The 17,604-nt window shown below is 72.2% G+C and carries 17 protein-coding genes and 1 tRNA gene; 5 read left to right on the top strand and 13 right to left on the bottom strand.

Translation table 11 applies throughout. The features are described from left to right. Window positions 1-17: 17 nt before the first annotated feature. Window positions 18-1,409, bottom strand: coding sequence for a M1 family metallopeptidase (locus ACGFT1_RS34040; protein ID WP_373912847.1), 1,392 nt, complete (start codon window positions 1,407-1,409; stop codon window positions 18-20). Between the two features lie 70 nt (window positions 1,410-1,479). Here ACGFT1_RS34040 and ACGFT1_RS34045 point away from each other — a divergent pair, with 70 nt between their 5' ends. After that, entirely contained in the window at window positions 1,480-1,980 is a 501-nt protein-coding gene (locus tag ACGFT1_RS34045) for a hypothetical protein (protein WP_361987297.1), read from the top strand. A 6-nt stretch (window positions 1,981-1,986) separates the two neighbouring features. Here the strand turns inward: ACGFT1_RS34045 and ACGFT1_RS34050 are convergent, their stop codons facing one another. Further along, window positions 1,987-2,691 carry a pentapeptide repeat-containing protein gene (locus ACGFT1_RS34050; RefSeq protein ID WP_373912848.1) on the bottom strand — a complete coding sequence of 235 codons (705 nt, stop codon included), beginning with the start codon at window positions 2,689-2,691 and terminating at the stop codon, window positions 1,987-1,989. Window positions 2,692-3,011: 320 nt separating this feature from the next. Between ACGFT1_RS34050 and ACGFT1_RS34055 the strand changes: the two genes are divergently transcribed. Next, window positions 3,012-4,529, top strand: coding sequence for an MFS transporter (locus tag ACGFT1_RS34055; RefSeq protein ID WP_373912849.1), 1,518 nt, complete (start codon window positions 3,012-3,014; stop codon window positions 4,527-4,529). 22 nt (window positions 4,530-4,551) lie between these two features. On the opposite strand, the gene ACGFT1_RS34060 is transcribed toward ACGFT1_RS34055, so the two are convergent. From ACGFT1_RS34060 to ACGFT1_RS34075, 4 genes are all read right to left on the bottom strand, one after another. Continuing rightward, on the bottom strand, window positions 4,552-5,034 hold the full coding sequence (locus ACGFT1_RS34060; protein WP_373912850.1) for an N-acetyltransferase family protein: 483 nt from the start codon (window positions 5,032-5,034) through the stop codon (window positions 4,552-4,554). Window positions 5,035-5,066: 32 nt separating this feature from the next. Then, window positions 5,067-6,473 (bottom strand): NAD(P)/FAD-dependent oxidoreductase, encoded by a 1,407-nt coding sequence (locus tag ACGFT1_RS34065; RefSeq protein WP_373912851.1) that lies wholly within the window; start codon window positions 6,471-6,473, stop codon window positions 5,067-5,069. A gap of 10 nt (window positions 6,474-6,483) precedes the next feature. Further along, window positions 6,484-7,137, bottom strand: coding sequence for a rhomboid-like protein (locus tag ACGFT1_RS34070; protein ID WP_373912852.1), 654 nt, complete (start codon window positions 7,135-7,137; stop codon window positions 6,484-6,486). Window positions 7,138-7,267: 130 nt separating this feature from the next. Next, a tRNA-Thr gene (locus tag ACGFT1_RS34075) sits at window positions 7,268-7,342 on the bottom strand. 219 nt (window positions 7,343-7,561) lie between these two features. On the opposite strand from ACGFT1_RS34075, the gene ACGFT1_RS34080 reads away from it, so the two are divergent. The 3 genes from ACGFT1_RS34080 (at window position 7,562) to ACGFT1_RS34090 (ending at window position 10,175) form a co-directional block, all read left to right on the top strand. Next, window positions 7,562-8,698 (top strand): ABC transporter ATP-binding protein, encoded by a 1,137-nt coding sequence (locus ACGFT1_RS34080; RefSeq protein WP_373912853.1) that lies wholly within the window; start codon window positions 7,562-7,564, stop codon window positions 8,696-8,698. 200 nt (window positions 8,699-8,898) lie between these two features. Continuing rightward, on the top strand, window positions 8,899-9,363 hold the full coding sequence (locus ACGFT1_RS34085; RefSeq protein WP_373912854.1) for a hypothetical protein: 465 nt from the start codon (window positions 8,899-8,901) through the stop codon (window positions 9,361-9,363). Window positions 9,364-9,443: 80 nt separating this feature from the next. Then, window positions 9,444-10,175 carry an NDP-sugar synthase gene (locus tag ACGFT1_RS34090; RefSeq protein ID WP_373912855.1) on the top strand — a complete coding sequence of 244 codons (732 nt, stop codon included), beginning with the start codon at window positions 9,444-9,446 and terminating at the stop codon, window positions 10,173-10,175. Window positions 10,176-10,295: 120 nt separating this feature from the next. Here ACGFT1_RS34090 and ACGFT1_RS34095 read toward each other — a convergent pair whose 3' ends face one another. The 7 genes from ACGFT1_RS34095 to ACGFT1_RS34125 all read right to left on the bottom strand — a co-directional run bounded on the left by ACGFT1_RS34095 (window position 10,296) and on the right by ACGFT1_RS34125 (window position 17,150). Beyond that, window positions 10,296-11,975 carry a DoxX family membrane protein gene (locus ACGFT1_RS34095; RefSeq protein WP_373912856.1) on the bottom strand — a complete coding sequence of 560 codons (1,680 nt, stop codon included), beginning with the start codon at window positions 11,973-11,975 and terminating at the stop codon, window positions 10,296-10,298. 157 nt (window positions 11,976-12,132) lie between these two features. Continuing rightward, the gene (gene rlmB, locus ACGFT1_RS34100; protein WP_373912857.1) at window positions 12,133-13,074 is read right to left on the bottom strand and encodes a 23S rRNA (guanosine(2251)-2'-O)-methyltransferase RlmB; all 942 of its coding nucleotides are present in this window, start codon (window positions 13,072-13,074) and stop codon (window positions 12,133-12,135) included. 94 nt (window positions 13,075-13,168) lie between these two features. Further along, window positions 13,169-14,572 carry a cysteine--tRNA ligase gene (cysS, locus tag ACGFT1_RS34105; protein WP_373912858.1) on the bottom strand — a complete coding sequence of 468 codons (1,404 nt, stop codon included), beginning with the start codon at window positions 14,570-14,572 and terminating at the stop codon, window positions 13,169-13,171. 59 nt (window positions 14,573-14,631) lie between these two features. Continuing rightward, window positions 14,632-15,036 (bottom strand): PPOX class F420-dependent oxidoreductase, encoded by a 405-nt coding sequence (locus ACGFT1_RS34110; RefSeq protein ID WP_373912859.1) that lies wholly within the window; start codon window positions 15,034-15,036, stop codon window positions 14,632-14,634. A gap of 55 nt (window positions 15,037-15,091) precedes the next feature. After that, window positions 15,092-15,604, bottom strand: coding sequence for a 2-C-methyl-D-erythritol 2,4-cyclodiphosphate synthase (gene ispF / locus ACGFT1_RS34115; protein WP_373912860.1), 513 nt, complete (start codon window positions 15,602-15,604; stop codon window positions 15,092-15,094). Further along, entirely contained in the window at window positions 15,594-16,346 is a 753-nt protein-coding gene (gene ispD, locus ACGFT1_RS34120; RefSeq protein WP_373912861.1) for a 2-C-methyl-D-erythritol 4-phosphate cytidylyltransferase, read from the bottom strand. Before ispD ends, ispF begins: the two co-directional genes overlap by 11 nt. A gap of 321 nt (window positions 16,347-16,667) precedes the next feature. Continuing rightward, window positions 16,668-17,150 carry a CarD family transcriptional regulator gene (locus ACGFT1_RS34125; RefSeq protein WP_003953493.1) on the bottom strand — a complete coding sequence of 161 codons (483 nt, stop codon included), beginning with the start codon at window positions 17,148-17,150 and terminating at the stop codon, window positions 16,668-16,670. Window positions 17,151-17,604: the final 454 nt, after the last annotated feature.

Raw genomic sequence — 17,604 nt, forward strand, 5'->3', positions numbered from 1 at the left:
CCGCCGGTGCCGTGCTCTCAGGGGTGGCGCGGCTTGCCGTCGCCGTACAGCCAGTCCTTCCAGATCTCGCCGAAGTCCTTGTCCGGGGCCTTCTTCTCCACGTACGCGGTGAACTCCGCGGTGCTCGCGGTGCCGTGGCGGTGTGCGGCGGCCCAGCCCTGGATGATGTCGTAGAAGGTGTCGTCGCCGGTCGTGCGGCGGATCTTCTCCAGGACCATCGCGCCGCGCCGGTAGACGGGGGTGTCGGAGATGTGCGCGGCGCTGGACGGCTTCGCCGGCGGGAAGGCCCAGATCTCCTCGTGGTCCCCGTCGTAGAGGCGGGTGAAGGTCTCATGGGTGCTTGGCCCGCCGTGGTCCTCCTCGTACAGCCACTCCGCGTAGGTGGCGAAGCCCTCGTTGAGCCACATGTCCCGCCAGGACGCGGGGGTGACCGAGTCGCCGTACCACTGGTGGGCGAGTTCGTGCACGAGGGTGGAGGTGTCGGGGGCGCCGGGGAAGACGGGGCGCGTCTGGGTCTCCAGGGCGTATCCGGCGTCGTCCGGGCGGTCGACGATCGCGCCCGTGGAGGAGAAGGGGTACGGCCCGAAGTTGTATTCCTCCCACGCGATGATGTCCGGGATCTTCGCGAGCACCTTGGCGCTCGCCCCGGCCTGGGCGGGATCGACCGCGGTGACGACGGGCAGGCCGTGCGGGCCGGTGGTGCGGGTGATGTCGTAGTGGCCGATCGCGACGGTGGCGAGGTAGCTCGCCATGGGCTGGGCGGTGTGCCAGTGGTAGGCCGTACGGCCGCCCTTCGTGCTCCGGTCCGTCAGCTCCCCGTTGGACACCGCCTGCAGACCCTTCGGCACGGTGACGGTGATGTCGTAGGACGCCTTGTCGGCGGGGTGGTGGTTGCCGGGGAACCAGGCCATGGAGCCGACCGGTTCGCCGAGGCCGAGGGCGCCGTCGGCGGTGGGCAGCCAGCCCTCCTTGGAGCCGTCGGGGTCGGTGAGGGTGCGCGGGGTGCCCGAGTAGCGCACGGTCGTGCGGAACGTCTCACCGTCGCTGAGGCCGTCGTGCGGGCGGACGGTGAGTTCCTGGCCGCCGCGGCTCCAGCGGGCGGCCCTGCCCTCGACGGTGACCGAGTCGACGTGCAGCCCGGCCAGGTCGAGGTCGAACGCGGACAGGTCCTGCGTGGCCCGGGCGGTGATGACGGCCGTGCCGGTGAGATGGCGGGTGTCCGGGGTGTAGTCCAGCGTGAGGGCGTAGTGGCCGACGTCGTAGCCGCCGTTGCCGGCCTGGGGGAAGTACGGGTCGTGCACGCCGGATCCGCCCGCGGTGCCCTGTGTGCCGCCGTCGCACGCGGTGCCGGTGACGGCGAGGAGGAGCAGGGCGGCGGCGGCCGGGACAAGACGCACGGATCTGGACATGTCAGTGATCCTAGAGGGACGGGACGCACCGCGGACGGGCCGGGCGGACCGCCGTGACACCATCTCTTCCGTGCTCGACATCGGCTACGCCCTCTCCAACCGGTTCCCGGACCCGCCGCAGACCGACTACCGCCGCGCGGACGTCCACGCGCTGCGGCACGACCTGTTCTGCGGGGACGTGTACCTCGCGGACACCGAGGCGGACCGGGAGCTGTCCACGGCCTGGGGGTGGGTGCCGGTGCTCGACTTCGCGTGGGCGCTGTGCGACATCGTGGAGCGGCTGGACCGGGACCCGATGGGCTCCCGCGCCGCCCGCCCGCAGCGGGCCGAACTGGACTTCACCGAGTCCAGCGACGCGCTGCTCTTCGAGCGCCGCTTCGGCTGGGTCGAGATCACCTCCGACTGGCAGCCGGCCGAGGAGTCCCCGCTGACCTTCGCCCACACCGAACTCAGGCGCGAGGCCCGCGACTTCCTGCACGACCTGATCGCGGACCTCACCGACCTCCACGAGGACCTGGCGGAGAACCCGGCCGTCTGGACCCTCCAGGCCCGCTTCCCGCGGGTGCCGTGACCCGGCTCAGCCCTCGACCCGGATCCCCAGCCCCGCCGCCAGCGCGGGAGCCAGGTCCAGCAGCTGACCGGTGCTGATGACCGCCCCCGAGAGGCGGTCCAGGCCACGGGCCACGTCCAGGGGGGCGGCACCGCGCAGGTCCACGTCCGTCAGGGTCGCGCCACCGAAGTCGGCGCCCCGCAGCGCGCAGTCGGTGAACTCCACCCGCTCCAGCCGCGCACCGGCGAAGTCCGGCTCGACCAGGACACAGGACTCGAAGACGACGTCCTTCAGGCGGGCCTCGCGCAGATTCAGGTAGTCGATCTTGCCGCCGCGGATGACGACCCGTTCCAGCACCGCGCCGTGCAGCTGGGTACCGCCCAGGCGCGGGTCGGCCAGCTCCACGTCGCGGAACGTGGCCTCGGCGAGCTGCGTGCCGACACCCCGCAGCCCGGTCAGCACCGAGTCCAGCACGCGGGCCCGGCCCAGCGCCGTGCCGTCCACCACGCAGCCCGTCAGCGCGCAGTCCATGAACCGGGCGCCCATGCCGTCCTGCCCGGCCAGGTCCAGCTCCCGGAACTCCAGCCCGTCATAGTCACCGTCCGGCTCCAACTGCGACCCGGCCCACGGCTCCAGGGCCGGCAGTCGCACCTCCGGCCGCCGCGCGCCCCGCACCGCCGCCCGCACCCCTGCCCGCTCCGCCGGCCCGCCGCCCGCCGCTCGTCTCACCATGCCCCCATGCTGCACCCCGCCACTGACAACCGCCCTGCACCCCCGCGGGGGGAGACATCCGGCGGCGGCCGGCGCCGATGTCACCTTCCGCGGGACCGGGCCGTCGTACAGGCCGATCAGCGCGGTGACCGCGGTGCCCCTGATCCTCGGCCGGACCGCCCGCGACCTGAACAAGGCCCGAGCAGGCACGGGCAGGCCTGAGCAGGCACGGGCAGGCCTGAGCAGGCACGGACGGGCCCGGGCAGGCGGTCACGGAGGAGGAGCCGGGGCCGCCGCCCCACCCGGATGCGGCCCCTCCCGATCCGTGGTGTCCTGGCGAGATGAGTGCCGGCCGAACGGGTGAGCCCCCGGCGGCGCCGGCCACCCCGGCGGACGGAGCCGATCCGCACCGCTGGTGGGGGCTCGTCGTCATCGCCCTCGCGCAGCTCATGGTCGTCCTCGACGCGACGATCGTGAACATCGCGCTGCCCTCCGCCCAGCACGCCCTGCACATGTCCGACGGCAACCGGCAGTGGGTGATCACCGCCTACACCCTCGCCTTCGGCGGACTGCTCCTGCTCGGCGGCCGGATCGCCGACCTCATCGGCCGCAAACGCGGCTTCGTCATCGGGCTCGCCGGCTTCGCCGCCGCCTCCGCGCTCGGCGGCGCGGCCACCGGCCCCGGCATGCTTTTCGGCGCCCGCGCGCTCCAGGGCGCCTTCGCCGCCCTCCTCGCCCCGTCCGCGCTGTCCCTGCTGACCACGACGTTCACCGACCCGCGCGAGCGCGGCAAGGCGTTCGGCATCTACGGTGCCCTCGCCGGCAGCGGCTCGGCGATCGGGTTCATCGTCGGTGGCCTGCTCACCGAGTACCTGAACTGGCGCTGGTGCCTCTACGTCAACGTGCCCATCGCGATCGGCGCCGTCCTCGGGGCCCTGGCCCTGCTCCACGACCGTCCCGGCCACGCCGGTGTCCGCCTCGACGTACCCGGTGCCGTCCTCGGCTGCGGCGGACTGGTGGCGATCGTCTACGGCTTCAGCGAGGCCGAACCGCGCGGCTGGACCGACCCGCTGGTCCTCGCCCTGTTCGCGGCCGGTGTCCTGCTGCTCACCGCGTTCGTCCGGTGGCAGACCCGGGCGCCCAGCCCGCTCCTGCCGCTGCACATCATCCGGGACCGCGACCGCGCGGGCTGCTTCCTCACCATGATGCTCGCGGTGATCGGCATGTTCGGGCTGTTCCTGTTCATGACCTACTACCTCCAAGAGGTCCTCGGCTACTCGCCCGTGCGGGCCGGGCTGGCCTTCCTGCCGCTGACCGCCGCGATCATCACCGGATCCACCCAGATCTCCGCGCGCCTGCTGCACCGCGTGGCACCACGCCTGCTCATGGTGCCGGGCATGCTGCTCGCCGCCGCCGGCCTGCTCCTCCTGACCCGGATGACCGTCCACTCCACGTACACCGGCGAGATCCTCCCCGCCCTGCTGCTGCTGGGCCTCGGCATGGGCCTGACCTTCATGCCGGTGTTCGCCACCGCCACCGCCGGCGTCGCACCCCGCGACGCCGGAGTGACCTCGGCGACCGTCAACACCTCGCAGCAGGTCGGCGGCTCCATCGGTACGGCGCTGCTCAACACGGTCGCCACCACCAGCAGCGCCGGCTACATCGCCGCGCGTCTGCGCGGCCCGGCCGACCGGGCCACCGTCGTCCCGGCGGGCGTGGTGCACGGCTACACGGTCGCCATCGGGTGGGCGGCCGTCGTCATGCTCCTGGCGGGCCTGGTGGCCGGGCTCATGGTGACGGCCAAGGCGCCGGGGCACGGGGCGCCGGCCGACGCGCCGGTGGCGGAGCCGGTGCCCTGACCGGCCCGGCCGGCGGCGCGGCTCAGCGGCCCGGCCCGGCGAGTCCCGCCAGCGCCCCGTCCGTGAGCCGGTACACCGTCCACTCGTCCTGCGGGCGGGCGCCGAGCGCCTCGTAGAAGCCGATCGCGGGCCGGTTCCAGTTCAGCACCGCCCACTCCAGCCGCTCGTAGCCGCGCTCCACGCAGATGCGCGCCAGCTCGGCCAGCAGGGCCCGGCCGTGTCCGCCGCCGCGCGCGGAGGGACGGACGTACAGGTCCTCCAGGTAGATGCCGTGCACCCCGCGCCACGTGGAGAAGTTCAGGAACCACAGCGCGAAACCGACCGGCTCCCCGCTCACGTCGTCCACGGCCAGGTGCGCGAAGGCGGCCGGCCGCTCCCCGAACAGCGCCTCCCGCAACTGCCCGGCATCGGCCCGCACCTCCTCCAGCGACTTCTCGTACTCGGCCAGTTCGCGGACGAGGGCGTGGATGACGGGCACGTCGGCGGGGGTCGCGGTGCGAATCATGGGGGGAGGTTAACCGGCCGGCCCCCCGGGTCTCAGTGCCGTCCCGCCACCCGGTCCGCCACCTTGGCCAAGCGGGAGGACTCCGTGCCGGGATGGAGGCGTTCGCGCTGGTCGGCGGCGCGGTAGGTGGCGTACATGCCCTGGACGCCGAGCCAGCGGAAAGGTTCCGGCTCCCATCTGCGGACCTTGTGGTTCACCCAGGGCAGGTCCGTCAGTTCGGTGCGGCCGCCCTGGCCGGAGTCCTGCTGGACCAGGTCGCGCAGGGTGCGGGCGGCCAGGTTGGCGGTGGCGACGCCCGAGCCGACGTAGCCGCCCGCCCAGCCGAGGCCGGTGGAGCGGTCCAGGGTGACCGTGGCGCACCAGTCGCGCGGGACGCCCAGCACCCCCGACCAGGCGTGGGCCACCCGGGTGCCCGCCAGCGAGGGGAAGAAGCGGGTGAGGATCTCCCGCAGGGCCTCGACGGTCGCCTCCTGGGTGCGGCCGTCGTTGTCGGTGCGCGAGCCGAAGCGGTACGGCACCCCGCGCCCGCCGAGCGCGATCCGGCCGTCGGCGGTGCGTTGGGCATACATGTACGCGTGGGCCATGTCGCCCAGGGTCTCCCGGCCGTCCCAGCCGATCGCCGCCCACTGCTCCGCCGTCAGCGGCTCGGTGGCGATCATGGAGGAGTTCATCGGCAGCCAGGTCCGCCGCTGCCCCTTGAGGGAGGCCGTGAAGCCCTCGGTGCAGCGCAGGATGTAGGGGGCGCGGACGGTGCCGTACGGGGTCACGGCGTGCTTCGGCCGGATCTGCGTCACCGGCGTCGACTCGTGGATGGTCACGCCGAGCGCCTCCACCGCCGCCGCGAGCCCCTTGGCCAGCTTCACCGGGTGCAGCCGGGCCCCGTGCGGGGTCCAGGCCGAGCCGACCGCGTCCGCGACCCGGATCCGCGCGGCCGTCTCCCGGGCGCCGTACAGCTCCCGGTCCGTCTCGCCGTACGCCAGCTCGTGCTCGTGGAAGGCCCTCAGCCGCGCGAGCTGGGCCGGTGTGGTCGCCACTTCCAGGACTCCGCCCCGGTGCACGTCGGCGTCGATGCCCTCCGCTCCGGCCACCGCGACGACCTCGGCCACGGTGTGGTTCATCGCCTTCTGCAGGCGGACGGCGGCCTCACGGCCGTGCAGCTTCGCGTACCGGTCCCGGCCCGCGACGCCGTTGTAGAGCCAGCCGCCGTTGCGGCCGGAGGCGCCGTAGCCGCAGAACTTCTGCTCCAGGACGGTGATCCGCAGGAAGGGGGCCGCCTTCTTCAGGTAGTACGCCGTCCACAGGCCCGTGTATCCACCGCCGACGATGACGACATCCGCGGAGGCGTCCTGGGACAGCGGCTCCCGTACCGCCGGAAGACCGTCGTCCGCGTACCAGAAGGAGATCCCGCCGTTCACGACACTGCTCGCCGAGCTGCTCATGGCCGGGACGTTAACCCCTGAGCCCGGTCAGTGTCTCCTTCGGATTCCATGCTTTTCCCCGGCCCCTGACCAGCGGATAGCAGGCCAGCCCGATCAGCGCCGCCACGAAGTGACCGAAATCCGTGAACGTCGGGGCGGCCGCCAGCGGCAGTCCGAACACGGCCAGCACCGCCACCAGGTACCCGTACCGCCAGGGCACCGCGATCCGGTACCCGAGCACCGCGATCACCCCCGCCAGCGCGTAGCTCACCCCGATGTCCAGGGTGTCGAACGCCGAGCGCGGAGCGATGCCCTCCCGGATCGCCCTCAGCAGCACCCCCTCGCTGACCAGCGAGGCCAGGACGTGCGCGAGCACGCAGACCGCCAGCCAGCGGGCCGTCCCCAGCCACCGCTCGGCCGGCGCGTGGAACACCGTGTACAGGAAGAGGTACGGCACCCAGTTCCCGCCCTCGATCCACAGCGCGCTCACCACCAGCACCCGCACCGGGCTGCGCGCCAGTTCGTGCAGGTTCGTCGACCGGTGCCGCAGGAAGTGCTCCTCGAACTCCTGCGGCATGTGGTGCAGGACGACCGTCGTGACGAACAGGATCCCCAGCCACACGTACGTGCCGGGAGCACCGCGGACGTACGCCCGCACCCTGCGCACACCCCGCCGAGATCGCATGCACCGATTCAGCCACGCCGGGCACCGGCCCGCACGTGATCGACATCCCCGGCGATCCCCGGCACACCTCCCGGCCCCACCGGCCGGACAGGACAAAAGCCCAGGCGGGAAACGCCGCCTGGGCTGTCGGAGCCCCCTGTCGGATTCGAACCGACGACCTACGCATTACAAGTGCGTTGCTCTGGCCGGACTGAGCTAAGGAGGCCTGCACGCGCGCGTGGCAGCGCCGTGCCAGTGCAGTGTACCCAGGTCCCGGAGCGGCTCCGCGGAGAATTTTCCCGAAGTTCACAGGGGCGCGGGTACTGACAGAGCGAGTGAACGCCGGGTACCGTCTCGATCCGGTTCACTCACGTGGACTACACCAACCACCTTCCTACAACGGATCGTCCGGCACGTTCCTGCCGGTAGAAGGGGTCCATTCATCATGGCCACTGTCACGTTCGACAAGGCGACCCGGATCTACCCGGGTTCCACCAAGCCCGCCGTCGACTCGCTGGAGATCGCGATCGAGGACGGCGAGTTCCTCGTCCTGGTCGGCCCGTCGGGTTGCGGCAAGTCCACCTCCCTGCGGATGCTCGCGGGTCTGGAGGACGTCAACGGCGGCGCCATCCGCATCGGTGACCGCGATGTCACGCACCTGCCGCCCAAGGACCGGGACATCGCCATGGTGTTCCAGAACTACGCGCTGTACCCGCACATGACGGTCGCCGACAACATGGGCTTCGCGCTCAAGATCGCCGGCGTCAACAAGGCGGAGATCCGGCAGAAGGTCGAGGAGGCCGCGAAGATCCTCGACCTCAGCGAGTACCTGGACCGCAAGCCGAAGGCGCTCTCCGGCGGTCAGCGCCAGCGTGTCGCGATGGGCCGCGCGATCGTGCGCGAGCCGCAGGTCTTCCTCATGGACGAGCCGCTGTCCAACCTGGACGCCAAGCTCCGCGTCTCCACCCGTACGCAGATCGCCTCCCTCCAGCGCCGCCTGGGCATCACCACCGTCTACGTGACCCACGACCAGGTCGAGGCCATGACGATGGGCGACCGCGTGGCGGTCCTCAAGGACGGTCTGCTCCAGCAGGTCGACTCGCCGCGGAACATGTACGACAAGCCCGCGAACCTCTTCGTCGCCGGCTTCATCGGCTCGCCCGCCATGAACCTGGTCGAGGTGCCGATCACCGACGGCGGCGTGAAGTTCGGCAACAGCGTCGTCCCCGTCAACCGGGACGCGCTGAAGGCCGCCGCCGACAAGGGCGACCGCACGGTGACCGTGGGCGTCCGTCCCGAGCACTTCGACGTGGTCGAGCTGGGCGGCGGCGCCACCACGGCCCTGACGAAGGACAGCGCGGACGCGCCGGCCGGTCTGGCCGTCTCCGTGAACGTCGTCGAGGAGCTGGGCGCCGACGGCTACGTCTACGGCACCGCCGAGGTCAGCGGCGAGGTCAAGGACCTGGTCGTCCGCGTCAACGGGCGCCAGGTGCCGGAGAAGGGCGCCACGCTGCACGTCGTGCCGCGGCCGGGCGAGATCCACGTGTTCTCCACGTCCACCGGTGAGCGGCTGACCGACTGACGGCACACCTCGTACGGCAGGGGCCCCGCGCGCACGGCGTGCGGGGCCCCTGCCGCGTTCCGGGGGGAGGGGGCGATCCCCGGGGGAATAGTCATGCCGGCGGCGGGCGTCAACCCATTACCCCGGAAGCGGCGTCATCTCATCCCCCATAAGAGTGACAGATTGTCGCCATGTCACTACCGGGCGCTACCCTCACACGCGTGAAGCACTCCACCACCCCACAGACGCGACGCGGCCACCGGGGCGGCCCTGCCCGCCGGATCGGCCGCACACTCGCCCTCGTCCTGCCCGTCTTCCTGGTGCTCTCCGGAACCCTCGCGGTCACCCGGGTCAACTGGACGGGGAGCCCCTCCAGTTCGGTGCTGACCGCCTCCGACGTCTCGTCGGCCGCGGTCCCCGTCAGGAAGGCCGCCGCCCGGGCGCCGCAGGACGTGCTCCGCGACCACCTGATGAACGAACTCCAGGAGAAGAACCCCGGGATCGTCCTCACCCACCTCCAGCAGGCCGTCAACGGACATCCGACGCTGGCCCGGCACTGCTCCTCCATCGCCCGCGCCCTCGGCAGGGCCGCGGTGGGCATCTACGGCGCCTCGCGTGCCCAGTCGTACGCGCGCCCGGTGTGTGACACGGCCTTCGCCTCGGGCGTCCTGGCCGCGCACAGCTGAGTACCGGCGGGCACCGGCAACCGCTCCGGGAGCGTGTTGCCGCCCGCACCCGGCGGTGGGGCGCCACGTACAGTGCCGTCATGACCCATCCGAGCGCCGCGTCGCGCCCCACTCAAGCCGTGGTCCTGGCCGGTGGCCAGGGCTCCCGGCTGCGCCCGTACACCGACGACCGGCCGAAGCCGATGGTCGAGATCCCCGGTACGGGGACGCCGATCATCGGCCATCAGCTCACCTGGCTCGCCGAGGAAGGCGTCACGGACGTAGTCGTCTCGTGCGGCCACCTCGCCGACGTCCTGGAGAAGTGGCTGGACTCGGCCGACCTGCCGGTCTCCGTCACCACCGTCGTGGAGAGCGAGCCGCTCGGCCGCGGCGGCGGCCTCAGGTACGCGGCCGCGCACCTCCCCCACCCCGAACGGCCCTGGTACGCCACGAACGGCGACATCTGGACGCGGTTCTCCCTGCGCGACATGGCCGACTTCCACACGGAGCGGGACGCGGTGGCCACCCTGGCACTGGCCCGGCCGCGGATCCCCTGGGGCGCGGTGAAGACCGACGGGTTCGGGCACATCACCGACTTCATCGAGGCCCCGCCGTCGACGTTCGAGATCAACGCGGGCGTGTACGTCTTCTCCCCCGAGTTCTCCGCGATGCTTCCCGAGCGCGGGGACCACGAGCGGACCACGTTCCCGCGGCTGGCCCGGGAGAAGCGGCTCGCGGGTTTCACCATTCCGCACGGGGCCTACTGGCGGGCCATCGACACGGCCAAGGACCTCACGGAGGCCGCCAAGGAGCTGGCGGCGCTCGGACGGTAGCCGGGGGCCGGGGCGCCGGGTGCGCCGCCGGCCTCACGACCACCCGAGCCCCTCAGTGACCGCACGGAGAAGGGCCCCGTACCGAGGACGGTACGGGGCCCTTCTCCGTGTCGCGGGGTGTCAGCCGAGCAGGCCGCCCACCAGGCCCGGCTTGCCGGAGGTCGAGCTGCCGCCCGAGCCGGTCGTGCCGCCGGTCGAGGAGGTGCCGCCCGTCGAGGTGGTGCCGCCCGTACCGCCCGTGCTGGTCGGGCCCACCGTCGTACTGGGCGCGCCGCCGCCCGTGGGCGAGATCCGGCGGGGCGGAACCTGGCCGATCGTGCCCTGCGTCTGGCTGGGCGTCGTGGTGGTGGCGCCGGTGCCGCGGCTGCTCGTGCCCTCGGTCGTGGCCGCGCCGGAGGGCACCGCGCCGGCCGTGGCACCGCCCGTGGGGGTGCTGGTGGCCGCCGGGGCCTTCCGGTGCCGCTTCCCGGGCTCCTGCGGGAGCGGGGAGCCGGGGAGCTGGTTGCGGGGCGCCTCGCCGGGGCCGGGGACGACCACGCGGCTGGAGTCGCGGACCGCGCCGCCCAGCACGGAGCCGACCAGGAGGGTGAGGCCGACGGTGACGGCCGTGAGCACCGCGCCGCGGCGCAGGACGTAGCGGCGCAGGTCCCAGATGTCCGCGCGGGGGCCGAGCCGGCGCCAGGCGCTGCCCGCGAGGCGGCCGTCGACGGAGTAGACGGGGGCGCCGGCGATGATCAGCGGGGACCAGGCGGCCAGGTAGATGATGTCGGGCGCGTCGTAGGCGGGCACCGTCTTCCAGCTCACCGTGACGAGCAGGGCGGCGGAGAGCAGGGCACCGACGACGGCGGCCACGCGCTGCCAGCAGCCGAGGACGGTCAGGACGCCCACGACGACCTGGAGGAAGGCGATGACCAGGCCGGAGCCGACGGGGTGGTGCAGGGCCAGCTGACGCAGGGGTTCGGCGACGGCCCAGGGGTGCAGGGTGTTGAGCCAGGTGACCATGGAGCCGCGCTTGCCGCCGTCGAAGTAGACGGGGTCGCAGAGCTTGCCCATGCCGGCGTAGAGCGAGATGAAGCCGAGGAAGATGCGCAGCGGGAGCAGGACGACGCCGAGGTTGAGCCGGCGGCCGGGGTAGTAGGCGTGCCGGGCCGGGTCGTCACCGTGGCGCTTGGCGAGGCGCGGGCCGCCGCCGTCCGTGTCGGCGTCCGTGTCGTCCGGGTACGCGTCGTACGGCCCGTACCCGGTGTCGGGGTACGCCTGCTCGTCGTAGGCGCTGGTCACCGAGCGCATGTGCGGCAGGAGGCGGGTGCCGTCGGCCTCGGCCGCGGTGCGCTGGTGGCCGACGACGGGGGTCTCGACGGTCTGGTCCAGGGTGCCGTACGTGTCGGCGTACCCGCTCTTGACGCGCGGGATGACCCGGGTGGCGCCGGCCACCGGCTCGTCGGTGTGGCTGACGCTGCTGCCCCGCACGGCTTGGAGGAGCCGGTGGGCGCCGGTGTCGTCGGGGGCGGACCTGCCGCTCCACACGAGGGGACGGCGGCGGCCGGTGGCGCCCGCGTGGCCGGCCGTGCCCACGACGGGCATCCGCGAGGCGTCCTGGCCGGCGCTCAGGTGCCGGGAGATCCGCGGGGATCGGGCACGTGCCGCCGACGCGCCCAGCTGCACGCGGAAGCTGGCGTGATTGACGATGACCTGCGCCGGATCGCTCGGCACCTTCACCATGCTCAGCGCGGGAACGTCGTCGAAGCCCGACGAGTGGTCCCCCGTGGGCGTGCGGGGTGTTCTGGTGTCCACACTCATCTAACCGAGTGATGTGGCGTTAGGACACTGCCTTGACCGCCTGGAAGTGTCCGGACCCCGTCAACAACCGCCCGCCACGGCCCGGACACGCTGGAATTACCCCACGGGGGCGAGCCACCGGACGGGCGTTCGCACTCCGTTCCCGTCCGGGCCGCTCTCAGCTGCGCCTGCGGGCCGCCTCGTAGAGCACGATGCCCGCGGCCACGCCGGCGTTGAGGGACTCGGCACCGCCCGGCATCGGGATGCGCACCCGGTGGTCGCACGTCTCGCCGACCAGGCGGGACAGGCCCTTGCCCTCGCTGCCGACCACGATGACCACCGGGCCGCCCAGGGCCTCCAGGTCACCGACCTCCACCTCGCCGTCCGCCGCCAGACCGACCACCGTCACGCCGGCCTTCTTGTACGACTCGAGCATGCGGGTCAGGTTGGCGGCGCGGGCGACCGGCGTGCGGGCGGCCGCACCGGCGGAGGTCTTCCAGGCACCGGCGGTCATGCCGGCCGAGCGGCGCTCCGGGACGATCACGCCGTGCCCACCGAAGGCGGAGGCGGAGCGGACGACCGCGCCGAGGTTGCGCGGGTCGGTGACGCCGTCGAGGGCGACGACGAGCGGGTCCTCGCCGTTGTCGGCCGCGGTGTCGAGCAGGTCGTCCGGGTGCGCGTACTCGTACGGCGGGACCTGGAGGACCAGGCCCTGGTGGTTGAGGCCGTTGGTCATGCGGTCCAGCTCGGGGCGCGGGGCCTCCATCAGGTTGATGTTGCCGCGCTCGGCGGCGAGCTGGAGGGCCTCGCGGACGCGCTCGTCGTTGTCGATGAACTGCTGGACGTACAGCGTGTTGGCGGGCACGCCCTCGCGGAGCGCCTCGAAGACCGGGTTGCGGCCGACGACCAGCTCGGAGGTGGACCTGCCGCCGCGGCCCCGGATCGTGGGGCGGCGCACGGCCTGCTTCGCCTTGGCGTTGGCGACGCGGTTCTTCTTGTGGCCCTTGCGCATCTCGGCGGGCGGGGTCGGCCCCCGGCCCTCCAGGCCCTTGCGCCGCTGGCCGCCACTGCCGACCTGCGCGCCCTTCTTGCCGGACATGCGACGGTTGTTCGCGGCCATGATCTACCTGTTCTCTACGGAAGTGTGTGTACGTCTGTGCAGTGTGCCGCCCGGACGGCCGGGCGGCACAATCGATCAAGGGCCGGCCCGGCGGTCAGCGCGGGGCCAGGCTCCAGCGGGGACCCTGGGGGCTGTCCTCGATGACGAGGCCCGACTGGTTGAGCTGGTCGCGGATCGCGTCGGCGGTCGCCCAGTCCTTGCGGGTGCGGGCGGACTGGCGCTGGTCGAGGACGAGCCGTACGAGACTGTCGACCACGCCGTGCAGATCCTCGCTCCGGTCGCCGCCCTCGCCCGCCCAGTGCGCGTCGAGCGGATCCAGGCCGAGGACGCCGAGCATGGCCCGGACCTCGGCGAGCCGCGCGACGGCGGCCTCCTTGTCGTCGGCGGCCAGCGCGCTGTTGCCCTGCCGGACGGTGGTGTGCACGACGGCGAGGGCCTGCGGCACGCCCAGGTCGTCGTCCATCGCCTCGGCGAAGGCGGGCGGCACCTCGGCGGCGGGCTCGACGGCACCCCCCGCCTTCTCCACCACGCGCTGCACGAAGCCCTCGATCCGCGCGAACGCCGACTCCGCCTCGCGCAGCGACTCCTCGCTGTACTCGATCATCGAGCGGTAGTGGGGGGTGCCCAGGTAGTACCGCAGCACGATGGGGCGCCACTGCTTGACCATCTCGCTGACCAGGACGCTGTTGCCGAGCGACTTGGACATCTTGTCGCCGGCCATGGTGACCCAGGCGTTGTGCACCCAGTACCGGGCGAACTCGTCGCCGTAGGCCTTGGCCTGGGCGATCTCGTTCTCGTGGTGAGGGAAGATCAGGTCCAGGCCACCGCCGTGGATGTCGAACGCGCTGCCCAGGTACTTGTGGGCCATCGCCGAGCACTCCAGGTGCCAGCCGGGGCGGCCGGGGCCCCACGGCGTCGGCCAGGTCGGCTCGCCCGGCTTGGCGGACTTCCACATCGCGAAGTCGCGCGGGTCCCGCTTGCCGGTCTCGCCCTCGCCGGACGGCTGGAGCAGGTTGTCCAGCTCCTGCCGGGACAGTTCCAGGTACGGCGGGAAGGACCGTACGTCGAAGTAGACGTTGCCGTCGGACTCGTAGGCGTGCCCGCGCTCGATGAGGCGCTGCATCATCTCGATCATCTCCGGCACGTGGCCGGTGGCGCGCGGTTCGTACGCCGGCGGCAGGCACCCGAGGGCGGTGTAGCCGTCGTTGAAGGCGCGCTCGTTCTCGTACCCGATCGACCACCACGGGCGGTTCTGCTCGTGGCTCTTGGCGATGATCTTGTCGTCGATGTCGGTGACGTTGCGGACGAACGTCACCTCGTAGCCGCGGTATTCGAACCAGCGGCGCATGATGTCGAAGTTCAGGCCCGAGCGGATGTGGCCGATGTGGGGGGCCGCCTGCACGGTGGCGCCACAGAGGTAGATCGAGACGCAGCCCGGCTGGAGCGGGGCGAAGTCACGGATCTGCCGGGCGCTGGTGTCGTACAGGCGAATAGTCACCACTCCAGGGTAGTGGGCGCCGGACAGTGCCATGCGCCCACCGCTCCGAACGCCACGGGTCACGACATGCCGACGACCTTGCGCGGCCGGATCCGCACGACGACCCGCTCGGCGTCCTGGGCCGAGGCCGGGTTGAAGTCGGCGTAGTCCTTGCCGGTGTACTTGCGGCTCAGCTCGTCGATGAGCTGCCGGCCGCCCTCGGTGGTCATCTCGGCGACGCCGCGGATCTCGGCGTACTCGTAGGGCTGCTCGGGGTTCATGACGACGACGGTCACCCGGGGGTCGCGCTCCAGGTTGCGGTACTTGCGGCGGTCGGCCGTCGTGGAGAAGAGGACGTCGTCACCGTCGCGCTTCACCCATACCGGCGACATCTGCGGGCTGCCGTCGGGCTGGAGGGTTCCGACGACGATGAACACGGTGCCGTCGAGCAGGGACTTCACACGGTCGGACAGGGCAGCGGACACGGATACCTCCACACGAAGCCGTCAGCGGTGACTCTCCGGGTACCCTCGCACGCCCTCAGCTCACCCGCACCACGAGTGCCGTGGCCACCGCCATCAGCCCCTCCCCGCGGCCCGGGAAGCCGAGCCCGTCGGTGGTGGCGCCGGAGACCGAGACGGGGGCGCCGGCCGCCGCCGAGAGGATCTTCTCGGCCTCGTCCCGCCGCTTGCCGATCTTCGGGCGGGGGCCGACCACCTGGACGGCGATGTTGCCGACGGCGAAGCCCGCCTCGCGCACGATCCGGGCGGCCTCGGTGAGCAGGGTGACGCCGGACGCGCCGGACCACTCGGGCCGGCCGGTGCCGAAGTGCTGTCCCAGGTCACCGAGCCCGGCGGCGGAGAACAGGGCGTTGCACGCGGCGTGCGCGACGACGTCGGCGTCGGAGTGCCCGGCCAGACCGGGGCCCTCGCCCTCCCAGCGCAGGCCCGCGCACCACAGCTCGCGGCCCTCCTCGAAGGCGTGGATGTCGGTGCCGACACCGACCCGGGGCAGCACCGGCAGCGGCCGGGAGCCGGTTTCCTCAGAAGCCATCGTTGAGCCTCCGGCGCGCGAGGACCGCCTCGGCGAGGACGAGGTCGAGGGGGCGGGTGACCTTGAAGGCCTCCTCGTGGCCGGGGACGGCGACGACCGTCAGGCCCAGCTGTTCCACCATGCTCGCGTCGTCGGTGACGTCGCCGGTGACCTCCTCGTGGGCGCGGACCAGGGTGGCGCGGTCGAAGCCCTGGGGCGTCTGGACGGCACGCAGCCGGTCCCGGCGGGGCGTGGCCACGACCGGTTCCGGGTCGCCGGCGACGGCCGCGGGCTCGACCTCCTTGACGGTGTCGGCCAGCGGGAGCGCGGGGACCACGGCGGGCGCGCCGTCGCGCACGGCCTCGATGACCCCGTCGACCGTGTCGACGGGGACCAGCGGGCGGGCCGCGTCGTGGACGAGGACGACGCCGTACTCGGGCGGCAGGGCGTCCAGGCCGAGCCGCACCGACTCCTGCCGGGACTCGCCGCCGGACACGACGAGGAAGTCGGTCCGCTCGGGCAGGGCGTGCGCGTCGAGCAGGGACTTGACCTCGGCGGTGCCTTCCGGCGGGGCCACGACGACGACGAGGGAGACATGGCGGGACGCGGCGAGGGCGCGGACCGCGTGGATGAGCATCGGCGTGCCGTTCAGCGCGCGGAGTGCCTTGGGGGCGCCCGGACCGAGGCGGACGCCCCGGCCGGCGGCGGGAATCACGGCGGCGACGGGGCTCTGCGCGGGCGTGGGGCGCGATTCGTCAGACATCGGTTCCTGTCAGGTTTGTGTGCTCGACCTACGTGGGTATGGCCTGGAGGAGTGCCGCGCGCGACGCCTTGACCGGACCCTTTCCGTGACCCTGGTCGAGCCGTCGGTCCGGGTCCGGCACGAGGCGTACGGGGGCTTCTCCGGAGGTGCGGCAGGCGTTCCGGCGTCCCGTCCGGCCCTCGGGGATCTTCGGGGGTTCTGCCGCGGTTCTTCCGGGGACGAACATGCCGCAGCGCCCGGCGACAGGGTAAGTGTCATCGGGCACCGCGGCATTTACTGTGCTGGGCGTTTCCGGAAGCGAGGGTTCGCTGCCGCTGCGCGTCAGGAGGCGAGTACCTCGTCGAGCAGGGCCTCGGCCTTGTCTTCGTTCGTGTTCTCCGCGAGGGCCAGCTCGCTCACCAGGATCTGGCGGGCCTTGGCGAGCATGCGCTTCTCACCGGCGGACAGTCCGCGCTCGCGCTCACGGCGCCACAGGTCACGCACGACTTCCGCGACCTTGATGACATCGCCCGAGGCGAGCTTCTCCAGGTTTGCCTTGTAACGACGCGACCAGTTCGTGGGCTCCTCGGCATACGGCGCGCGCAGCACCTCGAAGACCCGGTCCAGCCCGTCCTGACCGACCACATCACGCACGCCGACGAACTCCGCATTGTCCGCTGGCACACGTACCGTCAGGTCACCCTGGGCGACCTTCAGCACCAAGTAGGTCTTGTCCACGCCTTTGATCTGGCGAGTTTCGATAGCCTCGATCAGCGCGGCCCCGTGATGGGGATAGACCACGGTGTCGCCAACCTTGAACGTCATGTGACAGGTACCCCTTCCGTGGCTATCCAGGGTAACACGGATACGGCGGCTTCTGAATGGCGTTTTCGCAGGTCAGGGCATATCTCGGGGGTTGACAACAGCAACCGGAACGTGCTGCGGAGCGCCTGCGGAAGCGGGTATTCGCAGGTCGGAGGGGCTCTGCGGGCGGGCTGAAACGAGTACGTCACACACCCGGGCAGGTCACCCCGAGTGGCTGAACGTCCTGATATGTCCGCTTCCAAGCGTACGACTTCCGCTACTCCGTTCGGTGACCACGGGCGGATGTGAGCCGAATCCGGAATTGATCAACGGCCGCCGGAGCGGCGCTCCGTGATCAATATCGGGGGCGGTGCGGAATCCTCCACGGAAAACTCGCGAGTGAAGCCGCGAGGATGTCGCGTGTCTTGCCGCGGAGCTCTCGCCGTTCTTGCCGCGGACCTCTGGACGTTCTTGC

It is taken from the genome of Streptomyces sp. Y20, assembly GCF_043195475.1.
Classification (GTDB): Bacteria; Actinomycetota; Actinomycetes; order Streptomycetales; family Streptomycetaceae; genus Streptomyces.

Excerpts from the sequence above, each read along its gene's own strand:
- ACGFT1_RS34065 (WP_373912851.1), bottom strand. The coding sequence starts at position 6,473 with ATGAGCAGCTCGGCGAGCAGTGTCGTGAACGGCGGGATCTCCTTCTGG.
- ACGFT1_RS34050 (WP_373912848.1), bottom strand. The coding sequence starts at position 2,691 with ATGGTGAGACGAGCGGCGGGCGGCGGGCCGGCGGAGCGGGCAGGGGTG.
- ispD (WP_373912861.1), bottom strand. The coding sequence starts at position 16,346 with ATGTCTGACGAATCGCGCCCCACGCCCGCGCAGAGCCCCGTCGCCGCC.
- rlmB (WP_373912857.1), bottom strand. The coding sequence starts at position 13,074 with ATGGCCGCGAACAACCGTCGCATGTCCGGCAAGAAGGGCGCGCAGGTC.
- ACGFT1_RS34070 (WP_373912852.1), bottom strand. The coding sequence starts at position 7,137 with ATGCGATCTCGGCGGGGTGTGCGCAGGGTGCGGGCGTACGTCCGCGGT.
- ACGFT1_RS34060 (WP_373912850.1), bottom strand. The coding sequence starts at position 5,034 with ATGATTCGCACCGCGACCCCCGCCGACGTGCCCGTCATCCACGCCCTC.
- ACGFT1_RS34125 (WP_003953493.1), bottom strand. The coding sequence starts at position 17,150 with ATGACGTTCAAGGTTGGCGACACCGTGGTCTATCCCCATCACGGGGCC.
- ACGFT1_RS34090 (WP_373912855.1), top strand. The coding sequence starts at position 9,444 with ATGACCCATCCGAGCGCCGCGTCGCGCCCCACTCAAGCCGTGGTCCTG.
- ACGFT1_RS34095 (WP_373912856.1), bottom strand. The coding sequence starts at position 11,975 with ATGAGTGTGGACACCAGAACACCCCGCACGCCCACGGGGGACCACTCG.
- ACGFT1_RS34080 (WP_373912853.1), top strand. The coding sequence starts at position 7,562 with ATGGCCACTGTCACGTTCGACAAGGCGACCCGGATCTACCCGGGTTCC.
- ACGFT1_RS34040 (WP_373912847.1), bottom strand. The coding sequence starts at position 1,409 with ATGTCCAGATCCGTGCGTCTTGTCCCGGCCGCCGCCGCCCTGCTCCTC.
- ispF (WP_373912860.1), bottom strand. The coding sequence starts at position 15,604 with ATGGCTTCTGAGGAAACCGGCTCCCGGCCGCTGCCGGTGCTGCCCCGG.
- ACGFT1_RS34055 (WP_373912849.1), top strand. The coding sequence starts at position 3,012 with ATGAGTGCCGGCCGAACGGGTGAGCCCCCGGCGGCGCCGGCCACCCCG.